The sequence below is a fragment of the Steroidobacter flavus genome (assembly GCF_042651805.1).
Classification (GTDB): Bacteria; Pseudomonadota; Gammaproteobacteria; order Steroidobacterales; family Steroidobacteraceae; genus Steroidobacter; species Steroidobacter flavus.
This window is the reverse complement of the sequence record NZ_JBHSDU010000014.1, coordinates 1,146,708-1,164,418: the sequence shown is the minus strand read 5'-3', so window position 1 is coordinate 1,164,418 and position 17,711 is coordinate 1,146,708. Positions and strand designations below refer to the sequence as shown.

Here is a 17,711-nt window from a genome sequence, read left to right as displayed (position 1 = left end):
GCGCGGCGCGCGGCGGCATTCAGGGGTTTCCCTCACGACGCGGTGCGGCTGAGTACCATCTCACTCGTTATGGAAATTCGTTCTTGGCGGCGGAGCAGAAATCCATGCGTGTCCTCATCACCGGAGCTTCCGGATCCGGTACTTCCACGCTGGCCCGTGCGCTGGCGGCTGAGCTTGGGACGAGGGCGTTCGATCTGGATGATTATTTCTGGGTGCCGACGTCGCCGCCGTTCAAGGTCAAGCGCGATGCGGAGGAAAGATTGTCGATGCTGGTCCGCGACCTCGAGCAGGTGAAGATCGCGTTGATCTCCGGCTCGATCGTCACGTGGGGCCGAGAGTTGGCGGATTCCATGTCGATCATTGTTTTCTTGACCGTGCCCACCGAGATTCGGGTCGAACGGCTGCGTCGGCGTGAGCAAGAGCAGTTGGGCTACATCGATCCGGCGTTCATCGAGTGGGCCGCGCAATACGATGAGGGTCGCTTGCCGGGGCGCAATCGACAGAAGCACGAGCAGTGGCTGGCGGAGCGGAATGTTCCGATCGTTCGTATCGATGGCGAAGTTTCATTGGAGCACTCGCGGTCGGTCGTGCTGGCCGCGATGAAACAGCTGGCGTGAACGCAGCTTGACTCTCATCGCTCGCAGCAGGTAACGTCGCGCTCGCTAGGGGAGTCCCTATAGGGGCTGAGAGGTCATTGGCGCTCATGCGCGATATGGCGACCCTTACACCTGATCCAGGTCATGCTGGCGTAGGAAAGTCGTAAGCGCGGAGCGATAGTGTCTTTGATGACGTCGCACGCGCGCGTGCTACTCACGGCGGTTCTGGATCTCCAACTGGAGAATCAGATGAATGCCAAATCGGTCCCCGTCAGCACGGCCGCGCTGCCTTCCTCCCGAAAAGTCTACGAATCCGGCATCTTATATCCGCACATCAAGGTGCCGATGCGGGCCATTCAGCTGCATCCGTCGGCCAACGAGCCCGATGTGTGGGTCTACGATTCCTCCGGTCCGTACACCGATCCGCGAGCAAACATTCAAATCGAACGGGGTCTGACACGCATTCGCGAGCCGTGGATTCTGGCTCGTCAGGATGTTGAGCGTCAGGAAACTCAGCAGCAAGCGATCAACCAGTCGCCGTTGCGCGCGAAATCGAACGCGGGCGTAACTCAGCTCGCCTACGCACGTGCCGGAATCATCACGCCCGAGATGGAATTCGTGGCGATTCGCGAGAATGTCGGCCGCGCCAAGCTCAAAGCAGCGAATGGCCGGGATGGCAATTCATGGGGCGCCAACGTGCCCGAGTACGTGACACCCGAGTTTGTCCGCGCGGAGATCGCGGCGGGTCGCGCGATCATCCCGGCGAACATCAATCATCCCGAGTCCGAGCCGATGATCATCGGCCGCAACTTCCTGGTGAAGATCAACGCCAACATCGGCAATTCCGCGGTGAGCTCGAGCATGGCGGAAGAGGTCGACAAGATGGTGTGGGCCATTCGCTGGGGCGCGGACACCGTCATGGATCTGTCCACGGGCAAGAACATTCACAACATCCGCGAATGGATTCTGCGCAACTCGCCTGTGCCCATCGGCACCGTGCCCATCTATCAAGCGCTGGAGAAAGTGGATGGCGTCGCCGAAGCGCTCACATGGGAGATTTTCCGCGACACGCTCATCGAACAAGCGGAGCAGGGCGTCGATTACTTCACGATTCATGCGGGCGTGCGGCTCGCTTACATCCCGCTGACGGCGAATCGGGTCACCGGCATCGTGTCCCGGGGTGGCTCCATCATGGCGAAGTGGTGTCTCGCGCATCATCGCGAGAGTTTCCTGTACGAGCACTTCGAGGAAATCTGCGAGATCTGCCGCGCCTACGATGTGAGTTTCTCGCTCGGCGACGGCTTGCGTCCGGGCTCCATCGCGGACGCAAACGATGCCGCGCAGTTCGCGGAGCTCAGAACGCTCGGCGAGCTGACTCGCATCGCCTGGAGGCACGATTGCCAGGTGATGATCGAAGGGCCGGGCCACGTGCCGATGCATAAGATCAAAGAGAACATGGACGAGCAGCTGAAGCACTGCGCCGAAGCGCCGTTCTACACGCTCGGGCCGCTGACCACGGACATTGCGCCTGGCTACGATCACATCACGTCGGCGATCGGTGCGGCCATGATTGGCTGGTTCGGCACGGCGATGCTGTGCTACGTGACGCCTAAGGAACATTTGGGCCTGCCCAATCGCGACGACGTCAAAACCGGCGTCATTACGTACAAGATCGCGGCGCATGCGGCGGATCTCGCCAAAGGCCATCCCGGTGCACGAGATCGTGACGATGCGATTTCACGGGCGCGCTTCGACTTCCGTTGGGAGGATCAATTCAACCTTTCGCTCGATCCAGACACGGCCTGCGCATTCCACGACGAGACCATGCCGCGCGAGGCGCACAAGCTTGCGCACTTCTGCTCGATGTGCGGCCCGAAGTTCTGCTCCATGCGTATCTCGCACGAGGTGCAAGCGGCGGCGCGTGAATCGGGCATGAGCGAAATGGCGCTGAAGTTTCGAGAGCAGGGCGAAATCTACATTCGTTCAGAGCTGGGCTGAGCAACGTGCGTGTGTCGATCGTTGGGGCCGGCGTGGCGGGCATGACTTGCGCGGTCGAGTTCGCCGAGCGTGGCATTCCTACCGAAGTATTCGAGCAGGCAGCCAACTTCGGCCCGCACAGCTGCTCGTGGTACGCCGGCGGCATGCTTGCGCCCTGGTGCGAGTGTGATCATTCCGCCGATCTGGTCGCAACGTTCGGCGAGCAGAGTGTCGAATGGTGGAAGCAGCGAGTGCCGACCCTGGTACAACAGGGAAGCCTCGTGGTTGCGCACGGCCGCCACTTCTCTGAACTGGTCGCATTGAGTCGTCGGACGAGTCGTTATGAATGGCTGGATGCGGGCGGCATCAGCGAGTTGGAGCCGTCGCTCGCGAATCGCTTTCCGAAAGGCTTGTTCTTCAAAGACGAGGCGCACATCGACCCGCGTGAGGCGCTGCGGTGCCTGGCCGATCGATTTATCTCTCACGGCGGGCGAATTCACTTCGGCGTGACCAGCACCGCCCGGTCTGACGGCGATCATCTGGTCGTGGATTGCACCGGCCGGGCCGCGAGGGAGGCTCTACCGGAGCTTCGCGGGGTCAAAGGGGAAATGCTGGTGCTGCGGTCGAGGGAGATCTCGCTCAATCGCCCGGTGCGATTGCTCGACCCCCGCGTTCCGGCCTACATCGTGCCGCGTCCGAACGGCGTGTTCATGGTAGGTGCCACCATGATCGAGAGCGATGAGCTGAGCCGAGTGACTGCGCGCTCCGTGCTGGAGTTGCTGAGTGCGGCGTGTTCGTTACATCCGGCGTTCGCGGAAGCGGAGATTTTGGAGATGGGCTCGCAGGTGCGGCCCGCGTTTCCGGACAACATGCCGCGCATCGCCTGGCGCAGCGATCGTATTTATATCAACGGATTTTTCCGGCATGGATTTTTGCTCGCGCCAGCTTTCGCGCAAATGGCAGCGGACGCCGTGTTGACCGGCGAACCTTGTGCTCAGGTGGCGTATGAAAATCACGCTTAACGGAGTCGAGCGAGAGATCGCGGAGAGCCGCCTGGACCAGGCGCTCCAGGAGCTGGGCTATCGCGATGGCACGATTGCGACCGCTGTGAACGGACTGTTCATTCCCAAGACCCAGCGCCTGGAGATCGTTCTGAGCGAAGGCGATCGCGTCGAGGTCGTGGCGCCGATGCAAGGAGGATGACGTGCGCGTATACGACACGCTGCTGACATCCAGGCTGCTGCTCGGAACATCGAGATATCCCTCGCCGGCCGTGTTGACCGAGGCCGTCAAGGCGTCGGGCACTGAAGTCGTGACTGTTTCTCTGCGGCGCGAGTCGAGTGGCGAACGTTCCGGGCAGGGCTTCTTTTCGATCATTCGGTCGCTTGGCGTGCGTGTGTTGCCGAACACGGCGGGCTGTCATTCGGTGAAAGAAGCGGTCACGACGGCGCACATGGCGCGCGAAGTGTTCGACACGAGCTGGATCAAGCTCGAAGTCATCGGCGATCGCGCGACATTGCAGCCTGAAGTGTTCGGCTTGGTGGAGGCGGCGAAGATTCTGTGCGACGACGGCTTCCAGGTCTTTCCTTATACAACCGAAGATCTAGTAGTTGCGGACAAGCTGCTGGATGCGGGCTGTCGGGTGTTGATGCCGTGGGGCGCGCCGATCGGATCGGGGCAGGGCTTGAACAACGTGCTCGGTCTGCGAGCGATGCGGGCTCGATTTCCAGAGGTGCCGTTGATTGTGGATGCTGGCATCGGCGTGCCGTCGCACGCGGCGCGAGCTTTGGAATTGGGCATGGATGCTGTGCTGATCAACACGGCGGTGGCACGCGCGGGCGATCCTGTTGGAATGGCTCGAGCGTTTGCCGATGCCGTCAAGGCGGGGCATGCGGCCTTTGTCGCGCAGCCCATGATGCCGAGTGACGTTGCGATTCCATCGACGCCCGAGATTGGGTTGGCGCATCTGATATGAAACTCGATCCGTTTTATTTGATCGTCGACGATGTGGCCTGGCTGCGCAGGTTGCTGCCGGTGGGTGTGAAGCTGGTCCAGTTGCGCGTCAAAGATCGACCGGATGAAGAGATTCGCGAGCAGGTCGTCACTGCGAAAGCGCTGTGCGCTCGGGCGGGCGCATGTTTGATCGTTAATGACTATTGGCGGATGGCGCTCGATGAAGGCTGCGATTTCGTGCACCTCGGGCAGTCGGATCTGGATGAGGCGGATGTGCCGGCGTTGAAAAGGGCGGGCGTGCGGATTGGTATCAGCACGCATAGTCATGAGGAGCTGGAGCGGGCGCTGACATTCGGTCCTGACTACGTGGCGCTCGGGCCGATCTATCCGACGACGTTGAAGGTGATGCCTTGGGCGCCGCAGGGCCTGGCGCGCATTTCGGAATGGAAGGCGCGAGTTGCACCGATCCCGTTGGTGGCTATTGGCGGGCTGACGATTGAGCGCCTGCCTGGCGTGTTCAACGCTGGCGCCGATAGCGCAGCCGTTGTGTCGGATGTGCTTCGGCATGCGACGCCCGAGCTCAGAGCGCGCGAATGGATCGACGCATCGCGTGAGGCGAGGCCAGCGGCTCTGCCGCCGGTCAGATAGCGCATGTCAGGCGCGGCGCATGTCCTGGTCATCGGCGGCACCGACTCGAGCGGCGGCGCGGGCTTGGTGCGAGACATTCAAGTCATCACCGAACTCGGCGCTCGCGCATCATGCGTCGTCACTGCAGTCACGGCGCAATCGAATAGCGAGGTCGTGACATCACACGTCCTGGCACCCGAGTTAGTGAGGCAGCAGTTGCGTGCCGCGCTCCGCTCAAACGACGTTCGTGCCATCAAGATCGGCATGCTCGGCACCGGCGCGATTGTGCAAGCAGTGCTCGACGAACTGCCTGATCGAAGCCGCATCCCGATCATTGTCGATCCCGTCCTGTGCTCGTCGTCCGGCGCGCCCTTGCTCAATCCAGAAGGCCTGCATCTGTTGCGAGATCACCTCTTGTCTCGATGCACGCTGGTGACGCCAAACTTGATCGAGGCCAGCGCGCTGCTCGGCGAGCCCATTGCAAAGGATGACGCCAGGCAGTCATCGCAGGCAGAGGCGCTGCTTCGCTTCTGCTCGACAGGAGTTCTTCTCAAAGGTGGGCACGGGACTAAGGGCAATTCCGTGGACATACTCGCGACGCGAGCCGGGCCGCCGGTCTCCTTCAGAGCCAAGCGCCTCGACGTCACGATGCGGGGCACGGGCTGCGCGCTAAGTTCGGCCATCGCGGCTTCGATGGCGTCGGGCGTGCCGATGGAAGTCGCGTGTCAGCAGGCCAAGACCTACGTCTATGACAAGCTGCGGGCCCTGAGGCCATCTGGCTGAAGCAATACATCGGCTATAGTTCGCCGATGACTGCTCCTTCCTTCGACGCACCGGCGGGCCGGATCATCGGCTGGCGCGATGGGCGAGTGATTCGTGCGACGGGCCTCCGTTACGCGCGAGCCCTGCGTTTTCAGCCGCCGACGCCGGAGCCTGCAGCGTCGACCGACCTCCCTGCCACCGAGTGGTCCCCTGCTTGTGCCCAGGCCGATCATCCCTTCGGCATGGGGCTGATGAAATCGTCGGTGCGAACGCTCGCGTCGACGGAAGATTGTCTGCGGTTGTCGGTCACCGCGCCGGATGACATTGCACCGGTCGATAAGCGACCCGTGATGGTGTGGATTCATGGCGGGTCCTATGTGTTCGGCGCGGGCGACGCGGCGATCTACGATGCACGCGCGTTGGTGGAAGAGCAGGGCGTCATCGTTGTTTCGGTGACCTATCGGTTGGGGTTGCTCGGATTCCTCGGCGGCGCCGGTGGGCGAGCCGCGAATCTGGGATTGCTCGACATCATCGAAGCGCTGCGTTGGGTGAAGAAAAACATCGCGGCGTTCGGTGGCGACGCGGACAACATCACGCTGTTCGGTCAGTCGGCGGGCGGCGATGCGATCGCGCACTTGATGATTGCGGAAGGCGCGCAGGATCTGTTCCGGCGGGCCATCATTCAAAGCGCACCGCTCGGCATCAGTCTGGGTCGTCGCAAGATGAGCGAAGCGATGATGAAAATCGCCGCTCGCGTGACTCACGATGCGCCTACCGAAGAGGTCATCGGTGCGCAGGCTTCCGTTGTGTCCGCCTCGCAAGGATTCGGGTGGCCGGCCGCCATGCCATTCGGCACTCAATACGGACATCATCCCTTGCCGCCCGAGGAGGACGTGGACTCAGCGTGGTCGCGATGTGCGAGTCGCTTCGATGTGCTGATCGGCTCGGCGGCCGAAGAAGGTTCCTTCTTCATCCCCATCATGGAGCCTCTGCGTAAACTTTCAGCGCTGCCGTTGCTCGGCGACATGGTCCGTCACGTTGTTGTCAGAACGATCACGCGCAAGGTCTACGCCGTGGCGGCCGATCGTTTCGCGAGTCGTCACGCGCGAGCGGGCGGCCGCGCCTATACCTATAAGATTCATTGGGGATCGAAGACGAACCGGCTGGGCGCAACCCACGCCATCGATCTGCCGCTGCTGTTCGGCGACGAGTCGACCTGGCGGGACGCCGATCTGGTCGCCGGTCTGAGCTGGGCTGACGTGCATACCAGCGCCCAAAAAGTCAGAGCGCTATGGTCGACGTTTGCGCGGACCGGTCGCCTGGAGCCGGGCCTGATCGAGCCGGCGCTGGTGAGTTACCGCCGGGCGTAGGCACACCTCAAATCTATCGCCGCGGGCACGAATCCAATACTCGCTCGCCGCGGTCCGATGCAAGAATCGGCGAATGAACCGAAGACAACTGACGATGGGTATCGCGGCGGCGATCCTTTCCATCCAGATGGGCCTGCCTGCCACGGCCGCAGCCGACGTTGCGAAAAAGGGCGTCATGCTGATGAATCGCATCGGACCGAGCTCGTCCGAGCTCTACGTCGCCAACGCTGACGGCACCGGCGAGCGCAAGCTGCTCCAGAGCTCGGTGTTCGACTATCACCCCTCGTATTCCGCGGACGGCCAGTGGATCGTCTTCACTTCCGAGCGCGGCGGGCTCGGCCAGGCGGACATCTATCGCGTGCGTGCCGACGGTACGGGCATCGAGCAGTTGACCGAAGATCCTGCCGTCGATGATCAAGCAACGCTGTCGCCCGACGGCTCACGGGTCGCTTTCATGTCGACGCGCGGCAGTCTGAAAGCAAACATCTGGACGCTCGATATCAAATCGGGCCAGCTTCGTAATCTCACTGCGACGGCCCGGACCGCGCAGGATTCGGGCAAGCCGGATGGTTTCTTCCGGCCTGCGTGGTCGCCCGATGGCAAGTGGATCGCGTTCTCGTCGGATCGCGGCACCGAGTGGCGCGGTCACGATGCGCCTCATGGGTGGGAGCACACTCAAGAGTTGAGCATTTACTTGATCGGCGCAGATGGCAAAGGCCTGCGCAAGCTCGCAACCAAGCCCGGCTATTGCCTCGGCTCGCCGAAATGGTCCCCCGATAGCAAGCGCGTGGTGTTCTATGAAACGACCACCGAGGAAACCTGGGGCGCGCGTCGGCCGGAAGGGATCGCGAAGGTGTCGTCGCAGATCGTGTCGGTCGATATCAAGACGGGCGAGCGCATCGAGCACACTTCGGGCCCGGGCTTCAAAGTCGCGCCGCAGTTCGTGAATGGCAAGGACGTCGCTTATCACATCAAGGGCGGTCCGCTGGAAGGCCTGTACAACTCGTCGGGCTCGGCCACGGTGAAAGCGCAGCTGCGCTCGCCGGTGTGGTCGGCGAATGGCTCGCAGATTGTTTATGAGAAGGTGGACTTCAAGCCGCGTGCGCAGAACCTGCCGCTCTACAGCTGGGATCCGGAATGGGACTATCAGTACACCGATGTGTTCCCGGCGCTGTCCAGCGACGGCAAGCTGGTGTACAGCGAGAAACATCGCAACTCGTCGATTGTGATCAGCGATCCGGACGGCTCCAATCGCAAGGTCGTGTATGAGGTTGCGACCAGCGGCCTGGATTCGACCCAAGCTTCGCGCGGCCTGGCCGGTGCATTTCAGCCGGCGTGGTCGCCGGATGGGCAGTGGATCGTGTTCGGTCTCGGGCAGTGGTTCCAGGAGCGTCGTCATGGCACGGCGAAGATCATGCGCGTTCGTCGCGATGGCACGGGTCTCGAAGAGTTGACCGACGGCACGGTTCACTCCGGCTTTCCGAGTTACTCCGCCGATGGCAAGCAGGTCGTGTTCCGCGTGTACAGCGAGAAGGAAAAGGGCCTGCGCATTCTCGATCTGGAGTCTCGCAAGGTTCGCGTGTTGACAAATGAGCCCGACAATCTGCCGGGCTGGTCGCCGGACGGCAGTGCCATTGTGTTTACGCGTCGCGTCGACGCGGTGAACTTCGATGTCTTCACCATTCGCCCGGATGGTACGGAGCTGAAGCGGTTGACCACGTCCGGAGCGAACGATGGGCACGCGGTGTGGACGGCGGATGGCAAGCAGATCCTTTGGAACACCGGCGAATATGGCTTCCGGGACGAAGCCTCGCTGTACGACCGGACCTTCCAACCGTACGGCCAGAATTGGGCGATGAATGCGGACGGCACCGGCAAGCGCATGCTCACCGATAGCCCGTGGGAGGACTCGATGCCGCTGTACATCCCCGCCAAATTCCTGCGGTGAAAAGAAAGCATGTAACAACTATTCGGCGATGAGCCAAAACTGGGGGGCCAAGATGAAGACGTCGATGGCGATGCTGGCGGGCACGATGCTCGTGACCGCGCTGGTGCAGGCACAGGAAACATCGATTCCAGAGGGCGGTCTGGAGGAAGTGATCGTCACCGCGCAGAAGCGCGAAGAGAACGCACAGGATGTGCCCATTGCCATTACCGCGCTCAGCGCGGATGACCTCGCCACCGCGGGGACCGCGAGCACGATGGATCTGAAGGCGGTCGTTCCGTCGCTCAACATCACGACCGGTGTCGCTGGCTTCGGCATGCCTCGTCTGCGAGGCATCGGTGCTTCGGGCCAGGGCCCAGGCATCGAGAACCCGGTGGCGGTGTATATCGACGATGTTTACTACGGCGCGACTTTCGGCAACATCCAATCTTTGTTCGACACTGCGCAGGTCGTCGTTTCCAAGGGGCCGCAGGGCACGCTGTACGGCCGGAACACCACCGGCGGTCTGATCCAGATCCGCACACGCGATCCCGAATTCGATCTGGCCGGCAAAGCACAGATCGGCTATGGCAATTACGACACCGCCAACGGCGGTTTCTTCCTGACCGGCGGCTTGAGCGATTCGGTTGCGATGAGCGTCTCGGCTCAATATGACAATCGCGACGAGGGTTACGGCGTCAATCGGTTCACCGGCAACGAGGTGATGACGTCGGAGAGCTGGGCGGGGCGCGTCAAGCTGCTGTGGAAGATCGGCGAGAACACCGATCTGCGCGTCTCGGTCGATACCAACGGTCGCGACGGCGCCGATCCGAGCTTCCGCAATTTCGAGCTCAACGCGCTGGGGCAGAACGTCAACACGCTCATCCGGGATGCGGGCGGCGATCCTGACTACGATATCTACAGCGACGTCGATCCCGAGCTGCGCGCTCGTCAGACTGGCGGCAGTGTGATCTTCGAACATGAGTTCGATGCCTTCACCTTCAAGAGCGTCACGGCCTATCGCGACACCAGCCTGAGCACCTATTTCGATCCCGACGGCACGACCCAGGCCCGGCTCCGCATCTTCAACGACAACTACGATGAGCAGTTCACCCAGGAGATCGATCTGATCTCCGCCGGCGACGGTGCGTTGAAATGGACTGTCGGCGCCTTTTATATGTGGAACTCGGCGGGGCAGGAGCCGGGCCGAACCACGGGCCTGACGACGTTCGGCGGCAATGGCTATAGCGACACCATGACCGATGTCGAGCTCAACTCGATCTCCGGCTTCGCCGAAGGGACGTATGCGCTGACCGATGCAACCAACGTGACGGCGGGCATTCGCTACACCAACGACAAGCGCGAGTTCGAGGCGAAGACGGTCACGTACAACGGCAACCTCAACGTCACGACCGTCAGCCCGACGATCCAGGACGAGCGCACGTTCAGCGATCCGAGCTGGAAGCTGTCCATCGACCATCGTTTCTCGCCTGAGTTGATGGTCTATGCAAGCTACAACCGCGGTTTCCGCAGCGGCACGTTCGTGCCTCAAGCGACGCCGGTCATCGCGCTCGAGCCCGAGCAGATCGATGGCTATGAGCTGGGATTCAAATCCGATCTGTTCGATCAACACCTGCGCTTGAACGTCGCCGGCTATTACTACGACCAGACCAACGTGCAGGTCCAGCAGGTCATTGCCGGCGTGAACAACGTTTACAACGCCGATGGCGCGGAGATTTACGGTGCCGATGCGGACTTCATTCTGCAGGTCAGCGATGGTTTCCGTTTGTTCGGCGGCGTCGGCTGGACGGATGCCACTTACACCGATTTCACCAATGCCATCATTTCGGTTCCGTACCCGCTGCCGGCGGGGTTCGTGATTCCCGCGGGGCAGACCTGTCTCGGCACGTTTGGCAGCCCGTTCACTCAACTCGGCGGCAACTGCCTGATCCGCGGCGAGGGCTCGGGCAACAAGCTGCAAAACACGCCGGAGATGACCGGCAGCTTCGGCGGTAGCCTGGAGATTCCAACCGGCATCGGCACGTTTACCTTGGCCGCGAACTACTATTACAACGACGGCTTCGTCGCCACCGCCGACGAACGCGTCGTCCAGGACAGCTACAGCCTCGTCGACGCATCCATCACGTGGCGCGACACCGGCGAACGGATGTATGTCCGATTGTGGGGAAACAATCTCACCGAGGAGTACTACCGGACGCAGCTCAGCGCGACCAATTCGGGCGACAACGGCACACCCGGCGCGCCGCGGACCTATGGGTTAACGTTGGGCGTGGAGTTCTGATCGTCATTGTGCGGGCGGCGATGGGCTGCCCGCATTAATCGGGACCAGGTGTCGGATTTCGCAGGGCTGGTCCGTCCTTGGGGCGACAGGTAGGCTCAACTCGATCCACCGAAGGAGACCCGACGATGGCCAAGAATGTAATTTGTATTTGGTATGACAACGCAGCGGAGCAAGCCGCTGAGTTCTACGCCCGGACTTTTCCGGACAGCAAGGTGACCGCGGTCCATCGGGCGCCCGGCGATTTTCCGGGCGGCAAGGAAGGGCAGATCCTGACGGTCGAGTTCACGGTGGTGGGCGTCCCCTGCGTCGGGCTGAATGGCGGCCCGATCTTCAAGCAGAGCGAAGCGTTTTCGTTTCAGATTCTCACCGAGGACCAGGCGGAGACCGATCGCTATTGGAATGCCATCGTCGGCAACGGCGGCGCCGAGAGCGCCTGCGGGTGGTGCAAGGACAAGTGGGGCCTGAACTGGCAGATCACTCCTCGCATTCTGATCCAAGCGACCACCGATCCAGACCGCGAGGCCGCGAAGCGCGCGTTCGCAGCGATGATGGAGATGAGAAAGATCGACATCGCTACCATCGAAGCCGCCTGGCGGGGAAAGTCTCGCTAGCCTGAAAGCTCGCGGGCGCCGGGGCGATCCGCCCCGGCGAAGCGTTTCCGCAGAAACGTCGAATGCAAATTCCGGGCATGGACCTCAGGCCGGGCCGGCGGTGCCGTGTAGACTTGGGCGCTCCCTCGTCAACAAGGAACGTCCGGAATGGACCGGCCCAAGGGCTCCGTCGAGCTCGCGCGTATCCATCGTGTCCCGGTGTATCTCCACTGGTCATTTCCGGTCGGGGCGCTCTTCCCGATAGGCTTGGCCAGGTTCGATCCCGTTCCGTCGATCTATCTCCTCGTGGGTTATGTGCTGCTGGTCTTGTGGCACGAGCTGGGTCATCTCGTCGCCGCTCGTCTGGTCAAACACCAGGTGGTCTCGATCGAGATCTCCGGGACCGGCGGGCTTTGCAGGACCGAGCTGCCGAGAGATACCCGATCGGCCGTCTTCATCTACTCGGGAGGGTTGATTGCCCAGCTGATTCTGTTGCTGATCGCGGTGCCGGGATTCTGGCTCCTGGACGAGCTGAATTCCGAAGCGTTCAGTTATTTTCTGATTGTGGCCGTCGTCATGAATGCCGCGATGTTCATTCTCAATGTGATTCCCGGCAGAGGGATCAACGGGCCGACGGATGGCTTCGTGCTATGGGCGATACTCAAGTACTACGTGAAGCGGATGCGAAGAGAGTGACGCGAGGAACAGGCGATGAGCCACGGAGCCGCCGATGACCAGGACTTCCCGGCGATCTTTCATCGCACATACCGCGGGCGTTGCCGCCGCCCTCGCCGTGCCGGCGTCGAGCTTCGCGAGTCGCGAGACCGCGTGGGTCGATGCGAGCGGCGAGATAAAGCTATGGATCGACGAGGCGCGAGAACAGATTCGTGCGGCGATGATCAAGGAGCGCATCCCAGGCGCTGCGATCTGCCTGGTCAACGATCGTCGACCCGTGTGGATCGAAGCGTTCGGAACGATCGACGACAAATCCAGGCGGCCCGTCGATCTGGACACGATCTTCAGCATTCAATCCACGTCCAAGAACATGACCACCACCGCGATCATGCTAGCGGTGCAGCGGGGCCTGCTCGACCTCGATAAGCCCATTGTCGCTTACCTGCCCGAATTCACCGTGAACAGCCGCTTCGATAAGCAGCCGCAAGCGAAGATGACATTGCGACATCTGCTGTCGCACCGTGCCGGCTTCACTCATGAGGCACCCATCGGGAATGACGACGACCTGAGTTTTCCCAGCTTCGAAGCGCATGTGCAAAGTATCTCCGACACCTGGCTGCGGTTCCCCATGGGCGATCGGTTTCGCTATTCGAATCTCGGGGTCGACCTGGCGGGATTCATCCTGCAGACGGCGATGAGAAAGCCGTTCGCCGCGTGCTTGAAGGAGCTGCTGTTCGATCCATTGAACATGCGTAGTACCACCGCGGAGACGAGTGACTACATGAAGCGAGCCAATCGGGCGCTCGGTCATGTGGACGGTCATGAAACTCGCCCACGAGCGTTGCCATTCATCCCGGCGGGTGGGATCTATGCGAGTGCGCGGGACATGGTGGCCTATCTGAAGTTTCACATCGACAAAGGTCGAAGCGGAGGGCAAGCGCTCTTGCAGGAACCGCTCTGGAACGAGATGCACAGCTTCCCGTTTGGCGGTGCGTATAGCCTCGGAGTGGCGGGATGGAAGCTGCGATTCGGCGCAACGAATCTGCCGACATTTCATCACAACGGTGGCGGGTGTGGATTCGGATCCGTGTTTCGCTTCTACCCCGAACAGGGTGTCGGGCTGGCGGTGTTGTTCAATCGCGGCGTGGGTCTCGCCTATGGTTGGGGTGGGGCGCTCGTCGACAAGATCCTCACTCGTATGTATGGGGCGCCACAGCCCAGTGTCCGGATCGAAGATTTCCCCGCGGCTGTAGTCTCGACCGAGACGCTCGGCAAATATGTCGGCAACTGGATAGGCCGCGAAACCTCCGGCGACTTCAGAATCAAAGAAGGCGGCCTGTTTCTCAAGCTGGGCCGTGAAGAGCCTCGTACCAGAGTGCTCTCATCTTCAGAGATCGCCATGTCTGCCGGGCCCAACGGCAACGCGACCCACATGACTTACTTTCCAGCGACAGAGGGAAGTACCGCGCACATCGAAACGGCATTCAGCTTTACGCATCTGGACTATAACGATGGGCCCAACGATGCGCCGGGGCCGAACAAGGCGGAGTGGCGCGCCTACGAAGGCAAATACTGGCTGCATTTCTGGGGCAAGCCCGCTTACGAGGTAATCGCCCATCGGCAGAACGGATATCTGTATTTGAACGGCGTGCGTCTGGTGGACGAGTTGCAACCGGGTTTGTTTTTCAGCTCGGATGGCGAGGCCGTCGATTTCAGGAGCGATCGACCCACCTGGCGTAGTGTGCCGCTGAGGCGCGCCTGACGTCGGCCGCCCAGCTCGTGCCGGGGCCGAGTAAATCTGCAATGGCTGCCCTCGATCGAGTGTTTGCGTGATGGGTCGCCGCCATAACAGCGGCGTTATGCACATATCAGGCAATTGTCATTGCCTCTATCCCCTGAGGCTCGCACCCTAGTTCTCGCCCGAGTTGCGAGAACCAGCCGGGTGTTGCGCTCAAAAAAACAAGCGTCGCAGCCATGGCTGAATGACAGGGGGATCGATGAGCATCGAACGAAAAGGTTTCAGAGACCGGCAGAATGTTTGTGCCAGTGCCCTGGCCGCCATTTGTGTCACTGCGTTCTGGCAACCCGCCTCGGCGCAGAGTACCGCGCCGCCGGCGCCCGAATCGAACGGCGAAGTTGCAACTCCCGCGCCAACGGACGCTGCGCTCACCACCGTCACCGTCACGGCTACCCGAATTACCCGAGATGGCTATTCCGCGCCAACGCCGCTGACGGTCTTCGGCGAAGAAGATCTCACGCGTGCGGGCCAGATCAATGCGTTCCAAGCGGCCAATCAGCTGCCGTCGCTCGCGGGCAGCAATTCAACGTCCACGTTCGGCACCACGCAGAGCACGGGTACCGGCGGACTCAGCACGTTGAACCTGCGAGGCCTGGGCACTAATCGCACATTGACCCTGCTCGACAATCAGCGCGTGGTCGGCGCGTTGAACATCGGTGTCACAGACGCCGGCGCGTTTCCGCAGGCTTTGGTGAAGAGAGTCGAGATCGTGACCGGCGGCGCCTCGGCATCGTGGGGCTCCGATGCGGTGGCGGGTGTCGTCAACTACGTACTCGATCATGAGTTCACCGGCGTGAAGGGCACCGTCAGCGGCGGTGTCACCACCTATGGCGACGACGAGCAATATCTGGTTTCGTTGACGGCGGGCACCAAGTTCGCCGACGGCCGTGGACACTTCATCATCAGCGGCGAATATCAGAACAACGACGGTATTCCGCGCGGTATCGGCGACCGCGATTGGTACGACGGCACTCGCATTCTCCAGCGCACCATCGCCGGGACGCCGGCGGGTGAGCCCCAGTACATCGTTGCGCCCAACACGGTCGACATGCGGCTGGCACCCGGCGGCTTGATTACGGCGGGTCCGTTGATGGGCACGGCCTTTGGGCCCGGTGGCGTGCCGTACACGTTCCAATATGGCTCGTTGATCGCGAGCCCGAACATGTCGGGCGGCGATCAGAGCGGCGACGTCGGTAACAACTCCAATCTGGATTCGACCCTCGAGCGCGACACTGTCTACCTGCGGCTCGCGTACGATCTCACGTCGTCGATGAATGTTTATGCGACGTACAATCACGGCGGCGTCGAGACCACGGCGCATTCCTTCCCGGGCCAGTATCGCACCGGCAATCTCACCATTCGCTGCGACAACGCATACCTGCCGGCGCAGATCGCCGCCGGTTGCACTGGCGGCGGTTTTCAGTTCGGCAGTTACATCGCCGACCTGCCGGATAGCGTGGCCGTCAACGAGCGCACGATGGATCGTTTCACGGTCGGTCTCGATGGCGAGTTCAGTCTGTTCAACCGGAACTGGACGCTCAACGCATACGCTACGCAGGGCACGACCGTCACGGACAGCTCGATTGAACATGGCACGCTGAATAACCTCGTGCTCGCAGCCATCGACGCGATCCGGTTGCCAGATGGCAGCGTGGTGTGTCGATCGGCTGTCGCGCAGGCAAATGGCTGCGTGCCGCTGAATGTCATCGGCACTGGCGTGGCCTCGCAGGACGCGATCGACTGGGTGAGCGGCACGCCGTTCCTGCATACCCGACTGAAACAGGAAGTCGTTGCGGTGAGCGCTTCGGGCGATGTGTTCGACAACTGGGCAGGCCCGGTGTCTCTGGCGGTCGGCGCGGAGTATCGGCGCGAGTCGTTCAGTCAGCGCGCGGACGCGGCGTCGACCGGCAACGCCGACAATCCTTTGCTATCCGCTTCCGGCAACAACTGGTTCACTGGCAACTTCCGGCCCTCGGCGGGCGCGTACGATGTCATCGAAGGATTTGCCGAAACTGTCGTGCCGATCGTCAATAACGAAGCTGCCGGCAAAGCCGAACTGAATCTTGCCGCTCGCGCCACGGAGTACAGCGAAGCGGGTTATGTGACGACATGGAAAGTCGGAGCCACCTGGGAGACGCCGTTGCCGGGGTTGCGATTGCGAGGACTGCAATCGCGCGATATTCGCGCTCCGAATCTGAGCGAGCTGTTCCGCGCGCCGCAGAATCTGACGGGCACCGTGATCGATCTGGTCGGTCCATTCGCGGGTCAGTCGTTCACGGTGAATCAGGCAACGCTGGCAAATCTGGATCTGGAGCCGGAGTATTCCAAGACCAAACAAATCGGCGTGGTCTATCAACCGGACTGGTTGCCGGGCTTCAGCGCCTCGATCGACTATTACCGGATCAATGTCGAAGGAGCGATCGGCACTATCACCACTCAGCAGGAAATGGATCTGTGTTTCCAGGGCAATCAGACGCTGTGTGACTTCATCGTTCGCGACGCGTCGGGCATGGTGACAGAGGTCCGCCTGAAGCCGGTGAACCTGGCGTCGACCGAGACCGACGGTGTGGACATCGAAGCTTCTTATCGCACGCCGGTCCCGGCGCTGTTCGGTGCAGGTCCCGCTGACCTCACGCTGCGCGCGTTGGCGACTCATGTGTTCAAGTACGACACCGACTCAGGCATTCCCAACGCGATTGTCACCGAGGCGGCGGGTCAGAACAGCGGCAACATCGCGAACTGGCGGGCCTATGCGACGGAGAGCTACAGCACCGATCGCTTCAGCATCACGTTGGCTCAGCGCTGGGTCAGCCCCGGCGTGATTGCCAACAACTGGATCGAGTGTACGTCGAACTGTCCGGCTCCCACGATCAATAACCCGACGGTGAATAACAATCACATCAAGGGTGCGCTGTACTGGGATCTCGGCGGTACCTACGATCTGGAGTTCGGCAACGGCGGCATGAAGAATCAGCTCTATTTCAAGATCGACAATCTGTTCAATCTCGATCCGCCCAAGGTGGCCACTGCGGGATTGAACCCGTATCTGGTGCGCGCGACGAATTCGGCGCTGTACGACTTGTTGGGACGCATGTATCGGTTGGGCGTCCGCTTCTCCTTCTGACGATAGAGGTTCG

Annotated in this window: 14 protein-coding genes and 1 riboswitch; all 14 genes read left to right on the top strand. The window is 61.5% G+C overall.

Going from position 1 to position 17,711, the window contains the following annotated elements; genetic code table 11:
• Positions 1-104: 104 nt before the first annotated feature.
• The 14 genes from ACFPN2_RS27415 to ACFPN2_RS27350 all read left to right on the top strand — a co-directional run bounded on the left by ACFPN2_RS27415 (position 105) and on the right by ACFPN2_RS27350 (position 17,698).
• Positions 105-617 (top strand): AAA family ATPase, encoded by a 513-nt coding sequence (locus tag ACFPN2_RS27415; protein WP_380602584.1) that lies wholly within the window; start codon positions 105-107, stop codon positions 615-617.
• A gap of 37 nt (positions 618-654) precedes the next feature.
• A riboswitch (TPP riboswitch) is annotated at positions 655-772 on the top strand.
• Between the two features lie 73 nt (positions 773-845).
• Entirely contained in the window at positions 846-2,594 is a 1,749-nt protein-coding gene (gene thiC / locus ACFPN2_RS27410) for a phosphomethylpyrimidine synthase ThiC (protein ID WP_380602582.1), read from the top strand.
• Positions 2,595-2,599: 5 nt separating this feature from the next.
• Complete coding sequence (gene thiO / locus ACFPN2_RS27405; RefSeq protein ID WP_380602580.1) at positions 2,600-3,595, top strand: glycine oxidase ThiO; 996 nt, start codon at positions 2,600-2,602, stop codon at positions 3,593-3,595.
• Positions 3,579-3,776 (top strand): sulfur carrier protein ThiS, encoded by a 198-nt coding sequence (gene thiS, locus ACFPN2_RS27400; protein ID WP_380602578.1) that lies wholly within the window; start codon positions 3,579-3,581, stop codon positions 3,774-3,776. Before thiO ends, thiS begins: the two co-directional genes overlap by 17 nt.
• A 1-nt stretch (position 3,777) precedes the next feature.
• On the top strand, positions 3,778-4,548 hold the full coding sequence (locus tag ACFPN2_RS27395) for a thiazole synthase (RefSeq protein WP_380602576.1): 771 nt from the start codon (positions 3,778-3,780) through the stop codon (positions 4,546-4,548).
• Complete coding sequence (locus tag ACFPN2_RS27390; protein ID WP_380602574.1) at positions 4,545-5,174, top strand: thiamine phosphate synthase; 630 nt, start codon at positions 4,545-4,547, stop codon at positions 5,172-5,174. Before ACFPN2_RS27395 ends, ACFPN2_RS27390 begins: the two co-directional genes overlap by 4 nt.
• A gap of 3 nt (positions 5,175-5,177) precedes the next feature.
• On the top strand, positions 5,178-5,936 hold the full coding sequence (locus ACFPN2_RS27385; RefSeq protein WP_380602573.1) for a hydroxymethylpyrimidine/phosphomethylpyrimidine kinase: 759 nt from the start codon (positions 5,178-5,180) through the stop codon (positions 5,934-5,936).
• Between the two features lie 26 nt (positions 5,937-5,962).
• On the top strand, positions 5,963-7,285 hold the full coding sequence (locus ACFPN2_RS27380; RefSeq protein WP_380602571.1) for a carboxylesterase family protein: 1,323 nt from the start codon (positions 5,963-5,965) through the stop codon (positions 7,283-7,285).
• 73 nt (positions 7,286-7,358) lie between these two features.
• Positions 7,359-9,233, top strand: coding sequence for a hypothetical protein (locus tag ACFPN2_RS27375; protein WP_380602569.1), 1,875 nt, complete (start codon positions 7,359-7,361; stop codon positions 9,231-9,233).
• A 52-nt stretch (positions 9,234-9,285) separates the two neighbouring features.
• Positions 9,286-11,511, top strand: a complete 2,226-nt coding sequence (locus tag ACFPN2_RS27370; RefSeq protein WP_380602567.1) for a TonB-dependent receptor — start codon at positions 9,286-9,288, stop codon at positions 11,509-11,511.
• Positions 11,512-11,636: 125 nt separating this feature from the next.
• Complete coding sequence (locus tag ACFPN2_RS27365) at positions 11,637-12,122, top strand: VOC family protein (RefSeq protein WP_380602565.1); 486 nt, start codon at positions 11,637-11,639, stop codon at positions 12,120-12,122.
• Positions 12,123-12,269: 147 nt separating this feature from the next.
• Positions 12,270-12,797, top strand: a complete 528-nt coding sequence (locus ACFPN2_RS27360) for a M50 family metallopeptidase (RefSeq protein WP_380602563.1) — start codon at positions 12,270-12,272, stop codon at positions 12,795-12,797.
• A gap of 34 nt (positions 12,798-12,831) precedes the next feature.
• Positions 12,832-14,538, top strand: a complete 1,707-nt coding sequence (locus ACFPN2_RS27355) for a serine hydrolase domain-containing protein (RefSeq protein ID WP_380602562.1) — start codon at positions 12,832-12,834, stop codon at positions 14,536-14,538.
• 235 nt (positions 14,539-14,773) lie between these two features.
• The gene (locus ACFPN2_RS27350; protein WP_380602560.1) at positions 14,774-17,698 is read left to right on the top strand and encodes a TonB-dependent receptor plug domain-containing protein; all 2,925 of its coding nucleotides are present in this window, start codon (positions 14,774-14,776) and stop codon (positions 17,696-17,698) included.
• The last annotated feature ends 13 nt before the right edge of the window (positions 17,699-17,711 follow it).

Coding starts and splice junctions, on each gene's coding strand:
- ACFPN2_RS27370 (WP_380602567.1), top strand. CDS start 9,286: ATGAAGACGTCGATGGCGATGCTGGCGGGCACGATGCTCGTGACCGCG.
- ACFPN2_RS27360 (WP_380602563.1), top strand. CDS start 12,270: ATGGACCGGCCCAAGGGCTCCGTCGAGCTCGCGCGTATCCATCGTGTC.
- thiC (WP_380602582.1), top strand. CDS start 846: ATGAATGCCAAATCGGTCCCCGTCAGCACGGCCGCGCTGCCTTCCTCC.
- ACFPN2_RS27375 (WP_380602569.1), top strand. CDS start 7,359: ATGAACCGAAGACAACTGACGATGGGTATCGCGGCGGCGATCCTTTCC.
- ACFPN2_RS27415 (WP_380602584.1), top strand. CDS start 105: ATGCGTGTCCTCATCACCGGAGCTTCCGGATCCGGTACTTCCACGCTG.
- ACFPN2_RS27365 (WP_380602565.1), top strand. CDS start 11,637: ATGGCCAAGAATGTAATTTGTATTTGGTATGACAACGCAGCGGAGCAA.
- ACFPN2_RS27355 (WP_380602562.1), top strand. CDS start 12,832: ATGACCAGGACTTCCCGGCGATCTTTCATCGCACATACCGCGGGCGTT.
- ACFPN2_RS27380 (WP_380602571.1), top strand. CDS start 5,963: ATGACTGCTCCTTCCTTCGACGCACCGGCGGGCCGGATCATCGGCTGG.
- thiS (WP_380602578.1), top strand. CDS start 3,579: ATGAAAATCACGCTTAACGGAGTCGAGCGAGAGATCGCGGAGAGCCGC.
- ACFPN2_RS27350 (WP_380602560.1), top strand. CDS start 14,774: ATGAGCATCGAACGAAAAGGTTTCAGAGACCGGCAGAATGTTTGTGCC.
- ACFPN2_RS27385 (WP_380602573.1), top strand. CDS start 5,178: ATGTCAGGCGCGGCGCATGTCCTGGTCATCGGCGGCACCGACTCGAGC.
- ACFPN2_RS27390 (WP_380602574.1), top strand. CDS start 4,545: ATGAAACTCGATCCGTTTTATTTGATCGTCGACGATGTGGCCTGGCTG.